Source organism: Motilimonas thetidivivens (assembly GCF_046452435.1).
Taxonomy (GTDB): domain Bacteria; phylum Pseudomonadota; class Gammaproteobacteria; order Enterobacterales; family CBDFNC01; genus Motilimonas.
The window spans coordinates 1-20,414 of the sequence record NZ_JBKFDK010000003.1 but is presented as its reverse complement, the minus strand read 5'-3'; the positions used below and the strand labels follow the sequence as shown (position 1 = coordinate 20,414).

Below are 20,414 nucleotides of genomic sequence, written 5' to 3'. Positions count from 1 at the left end.
AAGTGAACCCACTGGATTTAGCCCCTGTAAACAAAGGGTATTTATTGATCGAAACTGCGCTCGTCACAGATGTGTTGTATCAGGTGTACACCCTTTCACCTGATTGTGAGTGGGGCTATTTATATCAAGATACCGAACTTGCTCACTTAAAAGAACAAGGGCCCATTTGGGTTGAAGTTGAACCTGACTCGCGCCTTTTAAAACATCAACAACAAGATGATCATTGGCGAGCAAACAGTTCACTTGTGACTAACTTAGGCGCTGATAAAAACGCAATCATCAGCCATTTAAAAAGTTTAGTGACGTTAAATACAACACAAGGCGCACGATGGCTATTTCGCTTTCATCACCCCAGTGTATTAATGAAACTAAGCCAGTCTTTAACAGCACAAGAGCGCAGTAATTTTACATCGGCAATCATGGGGTTTCATTTTCAGTATGTTGACCCCGATGAGCAGGCTTGGCATACATCAAGTATTCTGCCGCCCGAACCAAGTAACACCACGGCCACATTGACTCTAAGTGCCAATACCATGGAGCAGCTTCTAGCATGAATGAAACCTACCTGATCCAAGAAGGTGACACACTCAGTGTATTAGCCCAAAGATTCAACACCACCACAGCTAAATTACAACAGTTGAACTCAGAGCAAATAAAGAATATTGACCTGATCATTACTGGCAATAAACTGATCCTTACGCCAATGATCGACAATAGCAATATTGAACACAGCCCAGTCACACATACCGACACCAATTTGCTAACCCAAACCCAGTGTTCTCAGGTTGAGTACACCGAAGTGATGTATTTTCCTGAGCATCACGAAACCAAACAACCCACCTGGCTAGCGCTTACAAAAGAGGCCGCTGCACTGATCCAAAATGAAGATGCTTTGTGCCGCGCAAAAATAATCCCTGGAGATAAAGAAGCTACCTTAACTGGGCTATCTGAGCTTGGCATCATGGATCAGTTTAACAGCCTTTATCACGAGCATTTCTTATCTGACCAAGACAAATCATTGTACAAAATGGCGTTACTTGACTTACTCGCACTCAATCAAGCTATCGATGAAAATGTGAATTGGGTACCCAAGGACCAGCAACCTGGTAGGCACCACCTGCAAGCGCTTCAGCAAAAATACCAGTTCCAAGACTGCGTAAGCCCCAATCCATTTATTGACGCTATCTGCCCTGAGGACAGCCTTGAGCCAAGTCCGTCTATTCGTGCCCGAGTCTACCGCCAAGCATTTCGAGAGCATCAAATCACTGTTCGTGAAAAACTTGAAAAAAGCATTTTGCAGTACGAAAAAAAAGCCAAAAGCACAGCCCGCAAAACCCCCTTCCAAGAAAACGGCGTCAGCTTAAAGTTTGCATTTTACCCAAAAGGGGAATTCTATACTTCTGATACCGATTTAAAACGCTATGAGGCATTGAGAACACTCATCAAATACCGTGCAGAGTTAATGCCTAATGAGCTAGATACGAAAAACACCCTCAGCCCTGCCACAAGCATCGGCTCAGTCGAAGATATTGTTTCGTCATATCAAAAAATTGAAGGCCACTACAATCAATATAAGTACTTTTGCAAAGCGCCATGGTTGCTGCGTTCACGGCTACAACGAGATCACAAACGGTATGGCGAAGTAGAGCGTTTTTTCACCACTCTTTATAGCCTTAACCAGTATGGCGTCATACTTAAAGAGCAAGCTCTATCCAAAGACGAGCTATTTAAACACCACGAAGCCGTGGATAAAATTGACCTCGCTAAAATAGATCAAAGCGCGCAATATCAAGCCATCCGCACCCTTCAATACAACGAAATCGGTTATTACTGCGCCCGAAAAATATACCTAGGTGCATTAAAAGAGGCCGCCACTCGGCTTAATGATTTTAACTCACTGGTTGGCACGTCCATCCATAATCAATCGTCTTACATCAGTACCTTGTTAGACATTTCTTTGCGAGCCTACTCGCGGATAAGCGCTCTCAAGACCATCGCAGAGCAAAATGTCGCACAAAACAAACTCCATTTACATTTCCAGCCATCGGCACCGAAAACCCATGAAGACAGTGACGTCCCTGTTTCGCTCCCCCTTCAATATAACCAGCTGATTTGGGATGAGTTGGATTGGCAACCCGCGAATAAGGCCGAGCACTTTTATGCCGACCCCGGCGTCAACAATACCTGTATTATTGAAGGCTATCTAAGTGGCAATAACAGCCGGGTTAGTTATTGTCGCAACACCTTAAATGCCATTAGCACCTCAGCAAAAAGCTGTGGCCATGCCCACGTTATCACCCCGTTCACGCCCAATGTCAACAAACCCGAAGACGTCAAAATCGGTGGCTTAACGCTTAAAGCTAAGTCCGCTGAAGTTGAGCTGCTGAATAAAAAATTTGCTGAGCACAGCGCCGCGCTATCCGATAAATATCAGTTTTATTGGCGTCACGACACCAGAGATTCAACCCTGCTGCCCCCGATGGCTTTAGAGGTCGGCGCACAAGCGCAATTTTTCCGCTTTAGCACAGGCCAAGAGCTCAGTAACAGCGCCAGCACCTCGCAAGAAAATATCACCTTAGGTAAGCACAGTGTCGCTGTCACTATGGACGTTTTTCGTGGCACATTCGGCGGGCAATTAACCTATCCCGATGCCCCCGATGGCGGCGCGCTTGATATCCCCTACTACATCGACAAAAAAGGCGATGGCAAGGTTGAAATCAACCACTTTCACATTGGCCATTATAAATTGAAATTGGCCTTTAATGTGGGCGGCGCCGTCGGCGTGAGTGTCGCGCTCGGCACAGAAATTCAAGTCGGCCCAGTCGAAAGCGCCAAGGGCCAAAAAGGCTTAGGCATTCGCGGCACCGTGCCCAATAAAGCCGACTTACCTGCCTATCGTCAAACCAGCAACCATGGCCCATTGCCGGTTTATCAAAAAAATGCCGACGGCAGTCGCCGCCAACACTACGCAGTGGGTGGCAGTGCGCAAGCCAAAGCCTTTGCCGGCGTGCAATGTGGCGGCAGTGTTAACCTTGATGTGCAATGGCGACCGCCCGTTACCCGTCTGCACAGTAATAATCAACAAGGGTTTCGATCACTGGTGGCCGCAGGTGCAGGGGGCACCGCCAAAGCCGGCATCGGCGCCAGCTATCACTTTCAAATTGCCTATCGCGATGGCAAATTTATCATCCTTACCTCCTTGTCTGGCACGTTAGGCCTTGGCTTTGGTGGCAGCGTTGGCCTAGAAATATCACCGCTGGTATTGGACGACATCATCTATCAGCTGCTGCTTATCACCAAACAACAAGGCTTTAGAAAAATTGCCTTTTGCACTAGCGATGACCCACAAGGCATTGAATCAGAAACCTTTAATGCCATTAACAAAGTACTCACCATTATGCTAACCTACCAGCTTAAAGCCAGTCAGGTTTTGCTGTTGCCGTTTCGGATGTTGGATGAGTTGAGTACCGATGCGAAAATGGAGAAAAACTCACAACATATAGCCGAATACTTAACCAGAAAATCTACGCTCGATAGCGGTGAAGTACAGAAATGGGTTGAACCTATGTACCCCGAGACCTTGGCGGCCATCTTGAAGGTATTAACATATCGTCACGACTCTAGCTATTTTGGCGGGCCAACAAAAGAAGACCAGAGCAAAAACAGTATGCAATGTGGTGCCATAGTCAACATCCTAAAATGGCTATCAATTAATCCCGACAGCCCAAGTGAAAATGACAAACGCCAATTTGAAGAAACCATGCAACGCTTAACTCTTGGGCCTAACGAAGCAATGGATAAAGCTAGGCAATGGGATTATTACGTTAAAGGGCTAGTGTTACTGCGCGACTTCTTTTGGCCAAAATCCACATCTAAAAATCAATCAATTAGCTCTACACAGAAACAATTTTTGGATTTAATTTGTAAGTTAGGCGCCAATATCTGCGTTTATGAGCTGCCACAACCGGACAGTAATCATCGGGGCCGCTTTGAAATGAGTTATCACGACAAAACACTGATCGCGGTTGAGCTCACCGACCCAGCTCGAACCCGTTTATTAGAAGAACACATACGACAACAAAAGCCATTACGTCGTGTACCTTGGACCATAGGTAAAGCAATATGAAGTACTTAATCTCCCTCTTTAAACAAATGATAGTCGTCACATCATTGTTGTTTAGTCCTTTTACCGTAGCCAGTCTTGAAAAAGGCATTGAATTAATGCAACAAGAGGAATGGCTCGAAGCACTACCCTACCTTGTTGAAGAGGCGGAAAAAGGCAACGACCGAGCAATTTACTGGATGGCTAGAGTCAAACTGTCAATTAATCTACTTGAAGGTATCGATGCAGGTCAGTGGCTTTTGCAAGCAGCAAATCAAGGCAATCCTTGGGCCATGGAGCAACTTTTTGAGGACGGGGATAGATGTGACTTCTTCCATTTTCCCTGCGACGACAAATGGTTTGATAAAGCCATTGAGAAATGGCAGGAGCTTGCCGCCAACGGCGATGGCAAAGCTATGTATATGCTCGCCAAACACAAAGACTCGTGGCGTAAATACGTGCCCTACCTTGCCCATCGCACCCGCGTAGCACAGTATGAACAAGCCCTAGAGATGGGGGCGAATAACGCTGCAATTGCACTTTTTAACGAACTTTCTCGACATCAAGACATCAAAGACCCCGCGATTAGAAACCAAGCCCTTGGTTATTTGAAGATAGCGGCGGAGCGTGGCTATGCACCTGCGATGGTTGAATTATCGGGTATGTACCAATCAGATAATAATAAATCCCTTTTATACTTACAGTCAGCGTTATCGCTTGGTTACCCTGCAGCTGCATCAGTCCTTGCAGGAAATTACTACCTAAAGGACAATCGAACAAAGACTGAATGGGAAGAGTTTTATAAATATGCAAAAATACTCTTTGAATTAGGTGATAGTTTTTATGATTACAAGCTCAAAGGGAACTACTTTAAAGATGCCCTGCAGACTGAGAAAATTGCCGAATTAGACCAAGAAATTGATGGCTTCCTAACCAAAGTCAAACCCAACCGCTTTTACGATGAGACCAATTTATATTAAGGCCAAAGCTTGCATCATATCGCCCATGCAGGCGGCGTTTACGTTGATGATCAATCGCGCTTACTAGTCGGGGCCGCTTTGAAATGAGTTATCACGACAAAACACTGATCGCGGTTGAGCTCACCGACCCAGCGCGTACCCGTTTATTAGAAAAATACATACGACAACAAAAGCCATTACGTCGTGTACCTTGGACCATAGGTAAAGCTATATGAAGCCGTTTTTAAAACACCTTAAATACTTGTCCATCCTATCAGCCCTATGCTTTGGGCAAGCGTCGTTTGCCTCAGTAGAGGAAGGGTTGGCATGGCTACAACAAGGCGAGCGCGACCTTGCCCTTGAAGCCATGCAGCCCGAAATAGAAGCCGAAGACCCAACGGCGCTCTTTTGGCAAGCGCGTATCTATATGAGTATGGGTGGCATGGCAACCTTTGAAGTTGGCAGGATACTGCTTCGCTCGGCAGAGCAAGGTAACCCTTGGGCCATGATTGAATTGGTTGATAGCTCGAGTACCTATTGCGACTTCTACATGCTTCCCTGCGACGACAAATGGTTTGATAAAGCCATTGAAAAATGGCAACAGCTTGCAGCCAACGGCGACGGCAAGGCCATGTATATGCTCGCCAAACACAAAGACACGTGGCGTAAATACGTGCCCTACCTTGCCCATCGAACCCGCGTAGCACAGTATGAACAAGCTCTAGAGATGGGGGCGAATAACGCTGCAATTGCACTATTTAACGAACTTTCTCGACATCAAGACATCAAAGATCCGGCCGTCATCGAACAAGCTCTTGGTTATTTGAAGGTAGCGGCGGAGCGTGGCTATGCTCCAGCTATGGTTTATATCTATAACTTCCACGAAAATATAGGTATGGACAAAGCCAAAATAGAGCTTAAAAATGCAATGGAACTAGGCTTTGCTGAAGGAGCTTTTAACTTAGCGGTTGAATTCAAAAATGAAGAGAATAAAACTCAGCATGATTGGGAAATGGCCTACTATTATGCGATCGTTGCTAGAAAACTTGATCCATCAGGACATTCAAACACACTTACTTATATTGATTTCAATAAGATGCTCCCATCCGACACTAAAGATAGATTAGACCAAGAAATTGATGACTTTCTAACCAAAGTCAAACCCAACCGCTTTTACGATGAGACCAATTTATATTAAGGCCAAAGCTTGAATCATATTGCCCATGCTAATTACCTTTCTGTGTTGCCTTTTGCTCACACAAAACTTTGTGCGTTGCTTTGTGCGTTGGACCTTAGTTAGGCGCGATGGGATAGCTTGCCAAAATAACGCTTGAGCTTGTTCGCTGCGATAAGCGCTGGGTTCGTAATTAAATATGGTATCTCCGCTGCACATTATTTAACCTAACCAATGTCCTTCGCGTTGCTGTGGGAGCGGTTTTTAAACCGCGAATAATCAAACATTTCACGCGCTATTTCGCGCAATAAATTGCGCTCCTACCCGGCCCATTCCGATCAGAACGATTGTTCAACCGCGAATTACGCCGCATTGTTCACACACTAAAAACCATAATCGGCGGCCCCTTTTTGATTCAGGGTGCGCTGGGTGTGAATATACGCCTTAATGTCTTCATCCGTTTTATCTTGCCAGTAGCGAGCCGCTCTGCCGCTGCGCTTATCGGCCTCGCAGGTAACGGGGTCAAAACTACGCCAATATTCCAAGGCGGGCACATCGGGTAATGGGCTACTGGTGTCCATAAACCATTGAATAAAATTCCACTGGCTGCAGATATCTTGCATATTGCGGTCTTCGCCCAATCGCTCTATTTGAATGCTCATTTCTTTATGTTGATAATGGCGCACCACAAATTTATAGCGCACCACTAAGCCTTGATGGCCTACCAAGGGCACGGCCTCTGCCACCGCATCAGCAAAATCAAATTCGTGTTTTAACACACCGGTTTTAGGCTCAAAAATACGCACCTTACCGTCGGTCCGGCAAAGCTCAAATAAGGGTTGGATATCACTAACAATAAGTGGAATAACCCAGCGTCTTGACAATGAGAGCAATCCCCATACCACGAGAAAAGGTAAAGTTGTTACAGAGTTTCCAAACCAAAAGAAAAACCATAAATCACTCCAAAAGTCATTCAAAGCGGAACTAAGTAACAAAGCTATAGGAAATGATAAAATGGCTAGAAATTTTGCCCCAAAGCTACTGATTGCATATAAGCCCTCACAGAGCCCTGCCAGCCATTGATAACGGCCAAAGCTAGATAAGCGCAGCATCTGATTATCAATTCGCTGTGGCAAATCGGCATATTCGCTGCTGTTAACGTCTTCAGCCGTGATACTGCGCATCATATAGATATGATGTTCATCAAACCAACTGTGGGGTATTGCACCATTTTTTACGGCTCGTTTTTGCAACTTGTAACCGGCCAAATCATTTAGATCATAATCCAGCTCTCGCGCTTTATTTGCCTGCCAAGCAGATGCTTGGTAATCGCTCATCTGCACCAGCCTAAACTAAAAGCCATAATCGGCAGCCCCTTTTTGATTCAGGGTGCGCTGGGTGTGAATATACGCCTTAATGTCTTCATCCGTTTTATCTTGCCAGTATCGAGCTGGTCTGCCGCTGCGCTTATCGGCTTCACGGGTAACGGGGTCAAAGCTGCGCCAACATTCTAAGGCGGGCACATCGGGCAATGGGCTGCTGGTGTCCATGAACCATTGAATAAAATTCCACTGGCTGCAGATATCTTGCATATTGCGGTCTTCGCCCAATCGCTCTATCTGTACGCTCATTTCATTATGTTGATAATGGCGCACCACGAATTTATAGCGCACCACTAAGCCTTGATGGCCTACCAAGGGCACGGCCTCAGCCACCGCATCAGCAAAATCGAATTCGTGTTTTAAAACACCGGTTTTAGGCTCAAAAATACGCACCTTACCGTCGGTTCGGCAAAACTCAAATAGAGGTTGGATATCACTAAAGATAAGGGGAATAACCCATTTCTGTGTAAACACCAGAACGCTCCAAACTATAAGGCAAGGAAGAATAAAAATAGCACTGAATAGTACAAGGTCATTACAAAAACTGTCCCAAAAATCATCGGCTCCATAATTTGACAAAAGAACTAATGGCAATGAAAGGAATGCCATGAATTTACCCCCAGAGGCACTCATGACATATAAAAATTCACAAAGCCCTGCTAGCCATTGATAACGGCCAAAGCTAGATAAGCGCAGCACCTGATTATCAATTCGATGTGGCAAATCGGCATATTCACTGCTGTTAACGTCTTCAGCCGTGATACTGCGCATCATATAAATATGATGTTCATCAAACCAACTGCGGGGTATTGCACCATTTTTTACCGCTCGTTTTTGCAACTTGTAACCGGCCAAATCATTTAGATCATAATCCAGCTCTCGCGCTTTATTTGCCTGCCAAGCCGTGGGCAAATACGCCGCCATAAACGCCTCCATTCCAGGCTCAAACCCAGTATTGTCGTGCCTTTCATTAAGTCTAACCTGTTGGAGGTACTCAATTTCATCATCACCTTACTCTGGTTAGCCAAATACTGGCTACTGTCAATATCACAAAAACATAAAATTCTAACTTATTTTTATTGATAGTCATATCTTTATTGCGTACTGTGCCGGCTAATCTGTTGAATCTATTTATGAATCACTTTCACGCAGGCCTTGCAGCATGGTTCGATCTTAGGCGATCACATCAGCCAATCGATAAAAGGCGCAGTGGATAATACGCAGCACAGACAAAAAGGAATGTCGTAAACATGTACTCCCCCTTACATATGGGACGAACCTTATACCAGCGCATTCTATTTGCACTCGCCCTTCTATCATGCCTAATTACAGCGCCCACCCTAGCTTTTGAATTTGAATGTAAATTAGAAAAAGACAGCCTTCCCCCAGTCAGCGCCGAAGCCGACGCACTCTTTATACAAGCGCGCAAACTGGAGAAACAGCGATATCATGATAAAGAGCAAGTTACCGCCTTGTATGAACAAGCCGCCAAGTTAGACCATTGGAAGGCGCTGCATAATTTAGCCCGTCGCTATCGCCTTGGCCTAGGCACTTATCGCAGCGCCGCTAAAACCCTGGAAACCACCCAACGCCTAATTGAACTCGGCGCGCCCATCGGTTATTACGATTTAGCCGTGATATTAGAGCGCGGCTATGGCGTTAATTACGATATTGAAGGCGCTTGGCTCTACCTGCATAAAGCCGCCAAACTCGGTGAGCCCAACGCCTTAATACGGCTAGGCAATCATTACGGTTATAACTTGCCCAGAGAGCAACAGCAAGACGATAAGGCAGCGGCCTATTTTAAGTGCGCCGCTCAGCAACAATCTACCGAGGCATATTATGAGTATGGCGAATGGCTTGAAATCGGCGAACAGAGATACCCTGAAGCCATGCATTATTATCAATTAGCCGTTGGTAATGGCATGGCTAAGGCAGCCATCGTTCTTGCCACCGTTTTTGCTGTCGGACAATATAAGTACCTAATCGATCAAGAACAAACGTTGATTTATGAAGATTTATCAACCAAGATCCGAGCCAATCCTGAACTTCGTATCCCCGATATCACGACTCGCTATCCCTTACCCCCGCATCCGGTGCAAGGTTATGGCAGCTTGCCCGACCCAAGAGTTAATCCGGATTCTAATTTGGATAAACCAGACTCAGATACGGCTGAGGAGTAATCTTAGCCATGGGCAGCAAGGCACTTATTCCATTGACCACCCTACTGCTAGGAGCATTGCTGGCCTCGCCTGCTTCGGCTTTTGAATTTGAATGTAAATTAGAAAAAAACAGCCTGCCCCCTGTCACTGCCGAGGCAGACGCACTGTTTTTACAGGCCCGCAAGCTGGAAAAGCAGCGTTATCACGATAAAGAGCAAGTTACCGCCTTGTATGAGCAAGCTGCTAAGTTAGACCATTGGAAGGCGCTGCATAATTTAGCCCGTCGCTACCGCCTTGGCCTAGGCACTTATCGCAGCGCCGCTAAAACCCTTGAAACCACCCAACGTTTAATTGAACTCGGCGCCCCCATCGGTTATTACGATTTAGCCGTGATACTCGAACGTGGCTATGGCGTTAAATACGACATTGAAGGCGCTTGGCTCTACCTGCATAAAGCCGCCAAACTCGGTGAGCCTAATGCCCTAATTCGATTGGGTAATCATTACGGTTATAATTTGCCGCGCGAGCAACAGCAAAATGATAAGGCCGGAGCCTACTTTAAATGCGCCGCTCAACAACAATCTACCGAGGCTTATTATGAATACGCCGATTGGTTGAGAGTGGGAGAAGATCGCTACCCCGAGTCAATGCATTATTATCAACTGGCTGCTGGTAATGGTATGTTGAAAGCGGCTATTGTATTAAACGCTGTTTTTTCTTTGGGTCAACATGAATATCAGATAAATGAAAGCGTAGTCCAAGTTTATGAACAAATAGCGGATAAAATCGATGCCGACCCCAACTTTCGCATCCCCGATATCACGACTCGCTATCCTTTACCCCCGCATCCCGTGCAAGGCTATGGCAGTTTGCCCGACCCAAGAGTTAAACCGGATTCTAATCCGGATAAACCAGATACAGACACAGGTGAGGAGTAATCTTAGCCATGGGCAGCAAGGCACTTATTCCATTGTTCATCCTACCGCTAGGGCTAGCTATGCCCATTATGTCTTTCAATGCGGGTAATAAAAAACACATCACCTTCCCAGCCACTAAATCATGGAGGCCAGAGCCCGGATTATGAGTAAATACAACAGTCAATATTACATCGTTGACGATAATTACAGCCCTGAAACGATTTACCTCAGCCCAACACAAGCTACCGCAGACCGTTTTTATGGCTTTGAAGAGATGAGTATCGACAATGGGCCCTTATTTTTTGAAAACGCGTACCGTGACGAAGACAAAGCAGCAAACATTCGCCGTCCTATCAAACAAGCCCATATGCATACCACATTTGTGATCATGCATGAGGACATCAAAAAAGACATGGAAGATTATTTTTACTTTCACCTAGGCGTAGAATTATTTCCAGCGGTGCTGATTGATGATGACGGTCAATTTCATGAGCACTATTGGTTTATTAATCGTTATGGTGAAACCGATTGCTTGGATTATGATAAATCCATCATCGATGACTTTGATGAAAGTGATATTAGGCATTCTGTTGATAAGTATTCCTTACGCGATGATGTTCTTGATGCCATTCCTGAAGACAAGAGATTAATCTTAAAAATAGCTAAAACCAACATGGGATACACCATAGTGCATCAACGTATTGTCGATATTTTTAACAAACATCAGGTTGATACCTTGCGCTTTCACCGCTTAGATGAGTGGCAGATGGGCAAGCAGTATAAAAAATAGCTTGGCGCGCATTGTTACCATCACAATGCGCAATATCTGTCAACGAATCCAAATTGATCATCACGTGCAATTAATAGCTTACAGTTTCAGCAGCCTACCTATTCCTTTTGTATAACATCAGCAAAGCAGGAAGCGATAGGGCAACCATCGAGTGTTGCATGTGCAGTATTGCACCATCAAACACCCAGTGAGTTAGCCCTTTATTTGCCCGAGTATCAGCTGTCACTACTCGTCGAGCCCTGCCCAACCCTTACAATATTCGACATCGGTGGGCAGCCACAGGCAACATAATCCCCTTCAAGGGCAACCGGTCCTGCGGGTAAGATGGTTTTTCTTGGCCCTACCGCAACAATTGGGCCAATGCCCTTTTTACACGCTTTGCAACTGGCCATATGCCCAACGGAAGCAACCTCATTTCCCTCAACACACAATCCTGCGTTGCCTTGTAATACCTTGCCTCCCGTTGTGGTGGGAGCCCCTTTATGAATAACATTTGCCATGATCTTACTCCTTCAATACTGGTTGTCGCCACCGACGTGCTTACCACTAAGCATTGCCGAACCGAGTGAGGTAACCGCAATAAACTCAGTGAATGCCGAAAATAATATTGATGTCATCTGCCCCATACTCAGCTCCAGCATTTATAGCCAGCATGGAAAATAATAAAAAGAGAATGACCACATCAAATTATCACTAAAAGATAAAGCACTCTAACGCATTTTAATTGACAATAAAATCCATAAAAAATACCATTGCGCGTAACGTACTGAAATTAAATAAAACAAATTTAACTCCCAACGCGAGCCTGCCACATTAAACAAGGATGACATCAAACTTTCCTTAGGCTCGCCTGAGGCTAGTTCACGCAAAGAAATAAAGGCAAGCATCATGGCTGACAACACGGGATTACAATTCACCCTGCAATGTGAAGGTTTAGGGACAGACACCTTTGCTGTCACGCAGTTTTTTGGCACCGAACAACTTTCACAACCGTTTCAATTTCAACTTGAACTTGCCAGTCGACTTGAACACATCAGCGCCGCCGACATCGTCGATAAAACCGCCACCCTCACTTGCTGGCAAGACGGCCAAGCCACCCGATATATTCACGGCATCGTTTCATCATTTAGCCAAGCCGATACCGGCCATCATCACACGCGATATAAGCTTACCTTGTCCGCTGCCGCGCATCGCTTAACCTTACGCCACAACAGCCGGATATTTCAGCAGCTCACCGCTCCTGAGATTATCAGTATTATTTTGCAAGAAATGGGCATCAACGACTATGCCTTTGCCATTAAGCATGAATGTCAGCCTCGCGAATATTGCGTGCAATACCGTGAGAGCGATTTAGCCTTTATCGAACGGCTCGCCGCTGAAGAAGGCCTGTTTTATTATTTCTTTCATCAACAAGATAAACATGAAATGGTGTTTATCGATGATGCACAATCATTGATTCCCCTAACGCAAGCGCTACCTTATAACGCGATGGCCAGCGGCTATCAACCCTTGCCCTACGTGTACGACTTTGCTCTACAAAGCCAAATCGCCCCTGCCAAGGTGCAATTAAAAGAATACAGCTTTAAAAAACCGGCCTATTCATTTTTACAAAACCAGCAAGGCCAAGGCATCGAGTTTCAGCGTGATGATTACGAACATTATGATTACCCAGGCCGTTACAAAGACGACGCCAGTGGTGAGAAATTCACTCAAACCCGCCAAGCCTTTCTTAACCGCGATAGTATTCAAGCAACACTGCACAGCAATCAAACACGCTTATTTGTAGGGGCTAAATTTGATCTAACCGAGCATCTTAACACTGCCTTTAATCGTGCTTGGCAATGTATTCGCGTTGAGCATCATGGTGAACAACCTCAAGCCCTGCAAGAGCATGGCGGTGAAGGACAAACCCGCTATCACAACCAAGTGCAAGTGATCCCCGCCGACCGCCAATGGAAACCGCAACCCAACGCGAAACCTAAGGTAGACGGCCCGCAAATTGCCACCGTGACCGGCCCCCAAGGCGAAGAAATATTTTGTGACGAATATGGTCGCGTTAAGGTTCAATTTCCGTGGGATCGCTATTCCAACAATGACGAAAACGCCAGCTGCTGGGTCCGCGTGGCCCAAGGCTGGGCCGGTAGCCAATACGGTGCCATGGCCATTCCGCGCATTGGTCATGAAGTGATCGTCAGCTTTTTAGAAGGCGATCCCGACCAACCCATCATCACAGGTCGCACTTATCATGCCACCAACAAGCCACCTTACGCCCTGCCCGAGCATAAAACCCGCACCGTGCTACGCACCGAAACACACAAGGGCGACGGTTATAACGAGCTGCGTTTTGAAGACGAAATGGGCCAAGAAGAAATTTACATCCACGCGCAAAAAGACTTCAACAGCTTGATTGAAAACGACCAAGCCGAGCAAATCAAACGCGACCAACACAGCGAAGTCGACCGCGACAGCTTTAAACTGATTAAAGGCAATCAACACCACACTGTGGATGGCGAAAGCCGCCTACACACCAAAGGCGATCAAAGCCAAATCTCCGATACCAAGCTACACCACAAAATCGGCAACGCACAACTGGTTAAAGCAGGCAGTGAAATACACCACAAATCCGGCGTAAAAATGGTCATCGAAGCCGGCGCCGAAATCACCCTAAAAGCCGGTGGCAGCTTTGTCAAAATAGACGGCGGCGGCGTACACCTAAGCGGCCCCACCATCAATATAAAAGTGGGCCCAAGTGCCGGCTCAGGCAGTGGTTACGGTGGCCAAATGCCGGCCATGCCAAAAGGGATAGAGCAAGCGGTGGGGTTGGAAAGTCATCACACAGACATTACAGCGCTGCTTAAAAGCGCAAATGCCAATGTGGTTCCGCTTGTAATCGACTGTAAGAAGGCAACCCCATGATGCAACGCCTAGATTCCTTAATTGATTTCGCGTTAGACGAAACGAGAGAGCCGTACTTTTATGCCGTCATTAATGGTGCATCACCTTCTGGATCATTAACAGACATCTATCAACAATATGAAGTAAAGCAATGCGCATCACTGTTCGAGGGGTCAATATTTCAAGGAAATGAAAAAGCAGGCCCATGGTTGTTGCAACTTGCATCAACAAGCCCAGCCCATAATTACCCTTATACTTCTGACTGGGGTTTTTATTTATACCATCAATTGAACTTTCAAGGTTTATTTAAACTGCTGCAGTCATATTTAACCGCACAAACAGCTCAGCAAACAGTACTCGTACGTTGGTGGGATCCGCGTATTCTGTTTCATTTGCTACAAGATTTATCAGCCGACACCCCGTTCATTAACGCTATTGGACTTGTCTTGTTCAATTATCAAAATGCTTGGTATATAAACCCAAGCCACCAAGATGAGTGGAGCCATGATGATGCCCTTGAGCGTGCTCCTTGGATCTTACAAGCAACAGATTTTGCCAGTTACAGGCAAAGTGACTATTACATCAAGCAGCTCGCTATTGCCATCTCAGAAAACTGGCTCAGATACGACCAAGAAAAATGGCGAACCCTCAATAACGCTAACCAACCTCTCTACGTACAACTCATTCCGATCATTACGTCGGTAAAACAACAGGGGGTGCACGAGTATCAACACATTGAGCAATTTTGCCATTTCGCCATCACGCACCATAAGTCGCCTGACTGGCTGCTAAGTAAAAAAACCAACAGCCCACAATCTTGGTTGGCCAACTTGTCCAAGGATTTAACATGAACCATAACATTGATATTTGCCAGCCTTGTCTACTACACAAATGGATCACCATACGGTTAGTTTGTCCGAATAACACGCCTTACTCGGGCATCCCATACACCCTTAAAGGCGGATCAGAAACGCGTACTGGCGTTACATCGACTTACGGTATTATTCACGAAACTAAGTTAATTGACCAAAGCTACGACCTGATATTACCCGTATGGGCCATGGTTGAACGCAAACGCCAAAAAGCCCTCAAAGATCAGTTCCCCGTAGCAGAATGGCTGGATCAACAATCAGAATCAGGCACCGACTGGCACTACCAAATTAAACCCTACGACGACAGTACCAAGGAAGCACTGCTTGCTGATATAAAAGATGGATTTGATGACAAAAAACAAGTAGATGACTCCCCTAAATTTATTAGTAAAACCGCCGATGACTATTTCGGCCACCTAAACACCCAAATACCAGCATTGTCGGTACTCGAGCATCATTGTATTGAAATGGAATCCTTATTGGCTCAGGTGCCTGCCTTAACCTTTCAAAAAGAATATCACTATGTAAATGCCTATAATCTAGCCTTGGCCACTTCATGGATTTATTCGGACTGGGGAGAAAATGAAAATGACCAAAAAGTTGGCTCATTGCAACAAGTGCTAACATTAATGGCGAAAAATGAGCCTCATAATGCACTCAATACCGCTAACACCCGTTTCGTCACCCAAGAGGTGCCTTTCGCCAGCCGTATGTTATTTCCAAGACTGATAGTTGATAAAAAAGCTGGTGCCGAAGCACTGGTAGCCTGCCAAGGCAACAAATTACTTATTTTTGTACGTGGCACCGAGGGTACTGAATGGGACCAAGATGAAATCAAACCGATTTGGAGTGAGGATGTTAGGGAAGACAGACTCATCTCATCAGGTGCAGGCGTTATCTTTAGATACCTAGCGTATCAGAACCAATCCGAACAAATAAACAGAACGCTAGACATAATAATAAAGTCAAACAGTTACAAAGATATTGTTTTGTCAGATATTAATGCTGAGCAGGTACCTTTTGCGCCAAGCCAAGATTGGCTTGATAGACAACTGGACGATTGGGTACCAGTTTTAGACAGTGACGCCCCCAGAGTGCACAAAGGGTTTGCCACTTTTGCCGGCGCTTTGTGGAAGTTAATAGAGCCATACATTGCCATTCATCGAAACCGAATCAGGCGCTATCTACTAGCAGGACACAGCTTAGGGGGCGCTGGCGCAACCCTACTGGCGGCTTATTTAGTGGAGAAAAAAATAACCCACTCACCCTTGTTATACACCTACGGTAGCCCTCGTGTTGGCACCCACTCGTTTGTAGAAAAATATAAGGCGATTGAACACCACCGTCATGTTAATAACAGAGACGGCGTGCCTATGGTGCCATTTCGCTGGATGGACGCCAAATTATCAGATGTGTTAAACGCAGCGGAGAGGCAAAGGTTGTTGGTATCTGCATCGTTAGTGTCCATTCCTATTGTCACTACCTTCGGAGCGTTAGGTGCGCTAGTTATTGGGACTGCAGCTAATACTACTATACAAGCATATCAGATGACCGATTTTGATGATGACAACTACACTCACCATGGTAACTTAAGACAGATCCTATCATTCGGTGAAAATCACTTTGTAGCCACCCCCCAAAGTATCGCCCTCACCCACAGTGGCTTAGCCAGTATCGCAAATTATCTGTCCACCGAGCTAGCCGAAAAAGAGCTGATGGAAACTGTTGTAGGGAATAATATCGACGACTTAAAATTCGATGGGGATCAAATAGAAAAAGAAGCCTACCCATTATTGATAGATTTATTCTCATCTCACCCATCACAGGAAGTAAACGGTAAATCAACATTCACGACCATAGACAGTGCAACGATAAAATTACTTAATCTCGACACGAAACAAGAGTTCCTTAAATCAGGTGCCGACCATTCAGTGGCGACAGGCTATGCACCTAAGTTGGCAACCATCCTCAAAAACGCGCTAACTCCCGAAGCAAGTCTTCGCCAACAAGCGATTAAAAACGCCATGAATGAATTAAATAAAGGACAATCCGCCCTTGAGATGATTATAAACAAAATCCAGACCGAGCTAAGCAATCGCCTGCAAGCCATTGATTATCATCTTAAGTATGGGAGAATCGCTGACCCTTGGCAACGTGACGAACTCCACCGTAGTAAATACACCTTAGAACAAGATGCCAAGCGAGAAATCGAATATTACCAACAACGTTTGCCAGAAATTGAGCATGACTTACAAATCATGGGTAAGATGTCTGCCGTACAAATTGACAGCAAACAACTCAACATTCAAGGCTTGACCAATGCCGATATTCTTAAACAAATTAATTAACCAACTCCAATCAAAGCTTGTTAAGCTGAAAGCCTATTTAACCGAGAAGTTAAAAACCAAGCAGGGCAAAATAGTTCTGGGCGTTGTATTAGCCACACTTTACCTATCCTTTAAATTATTTGCCGACGACATTGCTTTTTGGTGGACCAAAGGCATACCAGAGCATTATATAAAAGTAGGCAATGCCTACCTGTCAGACGTATCCACCGAACTCAAAGGCGTCGACCTAGTCAGCAACACCCTCACCTTTCAAGGTGTCAAACCCAAAGGCTGGCAGGTAGAAGCCGAACTAGAATGGTCTTCATCTGGCCGCAAATGCACTACACGTTCGAGTTGGGCCGAAAATCCGGTTTACATCCCAACCCGTTATAATTCAACTTTTTACGGTATCGACTTAGGCGACCGCTATATTATCACCCTGCCACAGACCACTAATTGGCACATCAACCGCTGCGACGATAAATTAAAGGAGGTCTATTTAACTTTTTACAACAAAGAAGCCCATTCACCAGGCACTCGGTTACAGTTTTTTGCTCGTGATATACCGATTAATAAAGAGAAGCATGGGTATATGGCTGATGAACAGTGGTTTTGTACCAAAGAAGATAATAAATACACGTATAGCGAGCAAGCCCCCTATGAACTCAATTGCCGTATCAAAGGCGGTAATTACAAATGGCAAATTCACCATGATGAGATAACCGATCACACCATCAACTTTGATATCTATATCGATGGTGAAAACTGGGATGCTGATGATTAGGTTTAGTTCTTTAACACTCGCTAAACTACAACCCTATTTAACCGAGAAGTTAAAAACCAAGCAGGGCAAAATTGTCCTTGGCGTTGCTTTAACTACCATTTACTTATCTTATAAGGTGTTTGCCGACGACATTGCTTTTTGGTGGACTAAAGGCATACCAGAGCATTATATAAAAGTAGGCAATGCCTACCTGTCCGATGTATCCACTGAAATCGATAGCGTCGAACTAGGCTGAAAATATCCCCATTGCAACCATTAACCCACTCAACCCCTTTAATGGCACCGGCTTAATGAAAAAATTAAACCAATACAAAAAAAAACACCTTGCCCTTGGTGCGGCCTTTATCGGCCTGTGTATATGGGCACTGAGCAAAGACGGCTCGTAGCCGCCGCCAGACCCGTTAGCCCCATACGCTAAAGATATAGCGCTGTATGATTCACTAAAGCCCGTACCGCAATCGCAGGTGATATTGCCGCCACCAGTTATCGATAGCCAAAACGAGCATAATGGCACCTTAGACATCACTAACGTTAACGGCCATCACTTTAATTATTATTTGGGTAAACACTTTCATCGTGACGCCTTACGTGAAGTGCAACACATTGATAATTTTACTCTTAAAGATATCTATACCCACGCAGGCTCTTGGGGCAGTGATGAGTTGTCCCTTGAAAAAGCCGTCACCATTCAATATAAAATCGCCGCCAAGGGTTATCCCCATTTTTCCCTTAATGGCCTGCAGTTTTGTCACCTGCCACGCTATTACGAAGCCTGTCGAAGCTATCCTACTTGGCAGGTAAGACGCCAAGCCTATATCAATTGGGCCAAGGCCACGGGCGACCCAGAGGCCTATTTTCTTCAAGGAGTGAAGTATTGGCCGCAGATGAACGAGAACTCCCCCTTAGCCAAGCAGTTTAAAGCGTCAGCTGCAACCATACTGGATAATAATCGGCTTGGCTCGGTTTATAATTTTATTCACACCCTGTCACCACAGCAACTCCAACAAATTCCCGATACCATGGAGGCTTTTGCGCTATTGGAGCAAGGAGCCAACGGCACCTGTTTTACCTGCGTCCCCTTCGTAGCCACCTACTACCGTGCTCGGCAAGATTACATGGCGACCCATCCGGAGCATCAGGTTGACATTGATGGGCGCACTCTCGCCGAGCTAACCCATTTAGCCAGCACTTGGTTTCAGCGCGCCTTTGATAATGGTATTAACTGTGAGCGCGGTGCGAGTAACTACTTTCGGCGTGAGTACACCATTCCCTTTTTACCTCAACCAACCACAGCACAAACCAAGGAAATGGTTAAAAACTGCATAAAACAAGGAGATCAGCATGGGTTAATGCAAGCGGTTCTCTCTCTAAGGAAAGCGCTAAATCCGAATACAGGTGAATTTCGACCAGAAGAGGAGAGAACTGGGGGCTGGCTCTTGGATGAACTCGATCCTTTATTGAGTATTGCGGCTCAAATGCTTATCGGAAACGTGGGCAATAGCTCGGAAGAGACATCATTAAGCATACGTTTACAAATAGCAGGCTATAGCGAAGAAGAAGCCCCGCAATACTACGACCAAGTCCGCGCACAAATGGCAGAGCTGGCCAAACTGTTACCTTCTTGGGGCCTGCGCGATTATGAAGTGAGCTACTTTATTCCCAACAGCTTAATCATGCCCCACCATCTGGGCTTGGAGTTTGATGAGCAAGGTAACTATAAAGAAGTGCCAGCGCGCATTCATCGTTAACAGCAAAAACGAAAGGTATGGGGCGAATCGGTGAAATTGCTCAAGCAAACAAGCGAATACAGCAGCGAATGAAAAAATACAATAAAAAACACCTTGCCCTTGGCGCTGCCTTTATCGGCCTGTGTATATGGGCGCTGAGCAAAGACGGCTCACAGCCGTCGCCAGACCCGCTGGCGCCCTACGCCGATGAGATTGCGCTGTATGATTCATTAAAACCCGTACCGCAATCGCAGGTAATATTACCACCGCCCGTTATCGATAGCCAAAACGAGCATAACGGCACCTTAGACACCACTAACGTA

At 45.6% G+C, this 20,414-nt stretch carries 18 protein-coding genes; 15 read left to right on the top strand and 3 right to left on the bottom strand.

What is annotated here, in order from left to right; translation table 11 throughout:
• The first annotated feature begins 2 nt into the window (after positions 1 to 2).
• From ACK8OT_RS03315 to ACK8OT_RS03295, 5 genes are all read left to right on the top strand, one after another.
• The gene (locus tag ACK8OT_RS03315) at positions 3 to 554 is read left to right on the top strand and encodes a DUF4123 domain-containing protein (protein WP_410195089.1); all 552 of its coding nucleotides are present in this window, start codon (positions 3 to 5) and stop codon (positions 552 to 554) included.
• Complete coding sequence (locus ACK8OT_RS03310) at positions 551 to 4,126, top strand: LysM peptidoglycan-binding domain-containing protein (protein ID WP_410195088.1); 3,576 nt, start codon at positions 551 to 553, stop codon at positions 4,124 to 4,126. The genes ACK8OT_RS03315 and ACK8OT_RS03310 overlap by 4 nt, the downstream gene beginning before the upstream one ends.
• Positions 4,123 to 5,082 (top strand): SEL1-like repeat protein, encoded by a 960-nt coding sequence (locus tag ACK8OT_RS03305; RefSeq protein WP_410195087.1) that lies wholly within the window; start codon positions 4,123 to 4,125, stop codon positions 5,080 to 5,082. The genes ACK8OT_RS03310 and ACK8OT_RS03305 overlap by 4 nt, the downstream gene beginning before the upstream one ends.
• 83 nt (positions 5,083 to 5,165) lie before the next feature.
• Positions 5,166 to 5,297 (top strand): hypothetical protein, encoded by a 132-nt coding sequence (locus ACK8OT_RS03300; RefSeq protein WP_410195086.1) that lies wholly within the window; start codon positions 5,166 to 5,168, stop codon positions 5,295 to 5,297.
• On the top strand, positions 5,294 to 6,259 hold the full coding sequence (locus tag ACK8OT_RS03295; protein WP_410195085.1) for an SEL1-like repeat protein: 966 nt from the start codon (positions 5,294 to 5,296) through the stop codon (positions 6,257 to 6,259). The genes ACK8OT_RS03300 and ACK8OT_RS03295 overlap by 4 nt, the downstream gene beginning before the upstream one ends.
• Positions 6,260 to 6,618: 359 nt before the next feature.
• Here the strand turns inward: ACK8OT_RS03295 and ACK8OT_RS03290 are convergent, their stop codons facing one another.
• Both ACK8OT_RS03290 and ACK8OT_RS03285 read right to left on the bottom strand, forming a co-directional pair.
• Complete coding sequence (locus tag ACK8OT_RS03290; RefSeq protein WP_410195084.1) at positions 6,619 to 7,572, bottom strand: hypothetical protein; 954 nt, start codon at positions 7,570 to 7,572, stop codon at positions 6,619 to 6,621.
• A gap of 15 nt (positions 7,573 to 7,587) precedes the next feature.
• Complete coding sequence (locus ACK8OT_RS03285; RefSeq protein WP_410195083.1) at positions 7,588 to 8,541, bottom strand: hypothetical protein; 954 nt, start codon at positions 8,539 to 8,541, stop codon at positions 7,588 to 7,590.
• 326 nt (positions 8,542 to 8,867) lie between these two features.
• On the opposite strand from ACK8OT_RS03285, the gene ACK8OT_RS03280 reads away from it, so the two are divergent.
• The 3 genes from ACK8OT_RS03280 (at position 8,868) to ACK8OT_RS03270 (ending at position 11,486) form a co-directional block, all read left to right on the top strand.
• On the top strand, positions 8,868 to 9,800 hold the full coding sequence (locus tag ACK8OT_RS03280; protein ID WP_410195082.1) for a tetratricopeptide repeat protein: 933 nt from the start codon (positions 8,868 to 8,870) through the stop codon (positions 9,798 to 9,800).
• Between the two features lie 8 nt (positions 9,801 to 9,808).
• Positions 9,809 to 10,717, top strand: coding sequence for a tetratricopeptide repeat protein (locus ACK8OT_RS03275; RefSeq protein WP_410195081.1), 909 nt, complete (start codon positions 9,809 to 9,811; stop codon positions 10,715 to 10,717).
• Between the two features lie 142 nt (positions 10,718 to 10,859).
• Positions 10,860 to 11,486, top strand: coding sequence for a hypothetical protein (locus ACK8OT_RS03270; RefSeq protein ID WP_410195080.1), 627 nt, complete (start codon positions 10,860 to 10,862; stop codon positions 11,484 to 11,486).
• 215 nt (positions 11,487 to 11,701) lie between these two features.
• On the opposite strand, the gene ACK8OT_RS03265 is transcribed toward ACK8OT_RS03270, so the two are convergent.
• Complete coding sequence (locus ACK8OT_RS03265) at positions 11,702 to 11,986, bottom strand: PAAR domain-containing protein (RefSeq protein WP_410195079.1); 285 nt, start codon at positions 11,984 to 11,986, stop codon at positions 11,702 to 11,704.
• 388 nt (positions 11,987 to 12,374) lie between these two features.
• On the opposite strand from ACK8OT_RS03265, the gene ACK8OT_RS03260 reads away from it, so the two are divergent.
• The 7 genes from ACK8OT_RS03260 to ACK8OT_RS03230 form a co-directional block, all read left to right on the top strand.
• Positions 12,375 to 14,402, top strand: coding sequence for a type VI secretion system Vgr family protein (locus tag ACK8OT_RS03260; RefSeq protein WP_410195078.1), 2,028 nt, complete (start codon positions 12,375 to 12,377; stop codon positions 14,400 to 14,402).
• Positions 14,399 to 15,232, top strand: coding sequence for a DUF4123 domain-containing protein (locus tag ACK8OT_RS03255; protein WP_410195077.1), 834 nt, complete (start codon positions 14,399 to 14,401; stop codon positions 15,230 to 15,232). The genes ACK8OT_RS03260 and ACK8OT_RS03255 overlap by 4 nt, the downstream gene beginning before the upstream one ends.
• Positions 15,229 to 17,601: a lipase family protein gene (locus tag ACK8OT_RS03250; RefSeq protein WP_410195076.1), complete on the top strand. Its 2,373-nt coding sequence runs from the start codon at positions 15,229 to 15,231 to the stop codon at positions 17,599 to 17,601. The genes ACK8OT_RS03255 and ACK8OT_RS03250 overlap by 4 nt, the downstream gene beginning before the upstream one ends.
• Positions 17,573 to 18,364: a hypothetical protein gene (locus tag ACK8OT_RS03245; RefSeq protein WP_410195075.1), complete on the top strand. Its 792-nt coding sequence runs from the start codon at positions 17,573 to 17,575 to the stop codon at positions 18,362 to 18,364. The genes ACK8OT_RS03250 and ACK8OT_RS03245 overlap by 29 nt, the downstream gene beginning before the upstream one ends.
• Positions 18,357 to 18,599 carry a hypothetical protein gene (locus ACK8OT_RS03240; RefSeq protein ID WP_410195074.1) on the top strand — a complete coding sequence of 81 codons (243 nt, stop codon included), beginning with the start codon at positions 18,357 to 18,359 and terminating at the stop codon, positions 18,597 to 18,599. The genes ACK8OT_RS03245 and ACK8OT_RS03240 overlap by 8 nt, the downstream gene beginning before the upstream one ends.
• A 235-nt stretch (positions 18,600 to 18,834) precedes the next feature.
• On the top strand, positions 18,835 to 20,112 hold the full coding sequence (locus ACK8OT_RS03235) for a hypothetical protein (protein ID WP_410195073.1): 1,278 nt from the start codon (positions 18,835 to 18,837) through the stop codon (positions 20,110 to 20,112).
• 68 nt (positions 20,113 to 20,180) lie between these two features.
• The coding region (locus tag ACK8OT_RS03230) for a hypothetical protein (protein WP_410195072.1) at positions 20,181 to 20,414 on the top strand (234 nt) is incomplete at its 3' end.

Coding starts and splice junctions, on each gene's coding strand:
- ACK8OT_RS03285 (WP_410195083.1), bottom strand. CDS start 8,541: ATGGCGGCGTATTTGCCCACGGCTTGGCAGGCAAATAAAGCGCGAGAG.
- ACK8OT_RS03240 (WP_410195074.1), top strand. CDS start 18,357: ATGATTAGGTTTAGTTCTTTAACACTCGCTAAACTACAACCCTATTTA.
- ACK8OT_RS03290 (WP_410195084.1), bottom strand. CDS start 7,572: ATGAGCGATTACCAAGCATCTGCTTGGCAGGCAAATAAAGCGCGAGAG.
- ACK8OT_RS03250 (WP_410195076.1), top strand. CDS start 15,229: ATGAACCATAACATTGATATTTGCCAGCCTTGTCTACTACACAAATGG.
- ACK8OT_RS03295 (WP_410195085.1), top strand. CDS start 5,294: ATGAAGCCGTTTTTAAAACACCTTAAATACTTGTCCATCCTATCAGCC.
- ACK8OT_RS03305 (WP_410195087.1), top strand. CDS start 4,123: ATGAAGTACTTAATCTCCCTCTTTAAACAAATGATAGTCGTCACATCA.
- ACK8OT_RS03280 (WP_410195082.1), top strand. CDS start 8,868: ATGTACTCCCCCTTACATATGGGACGAACCTTATACCAGCGCATTCTA.
- ACK8OT_RS03270 (WP_410195080.1), top strand. CDS start 10,860: ATGAGTAAATACAACAGTCAATATTACATCGTTGACGATAATTACAGC.
- ACK8OT_RS03275 (WP_410195081.1), top strand. CDS start 9,809: ATGGGCAGCAAGGCACTTATTCCATTGACCACCCTACTGCTAGGAGCA.
- ACK8OT_RS03260 (WP_410195078.1), top strand. CDS start 12,375: ATGGCTGACAACACGGGATTACAATTCACCCTGCAATGTGAAGGTTTA.
- ACK8OT_RS03300 (WP_410195086.1), top strand. CDS start 5,166: ATGAGTTATCACGACAAAACACTGATCGCGGTTGAGCTCACCGACCCA.
- ACK8OT_RS03310 (WP_410195088.1), top strand. CDS start 551: ATGAATGAAACCTACCTGATCCAAGAAGGTGACACACTCAGTGTATTA.
- ACK8OT_RS03265 (WP_410195079.1), bottom strand. CDS start 11,986: ATGGCAAATGTTATTCATAAAGGGGCTCCCACCACAACGGGAGGCAAG.
- ACK8OT_RS03245 (WP_410195075.1), top strand. CDS start 17,573: ATGCCGATATTCTTAAACAAATTAATTAACCAACTCCAATCAAAGCTT.
- ACK8OT_RS03255 (WP_410195077.1), top strand. CDS start 14,399: ATGATGCAACGCCTAGATTCCTTAATTGATTTCGCGTTAGACGAAACG.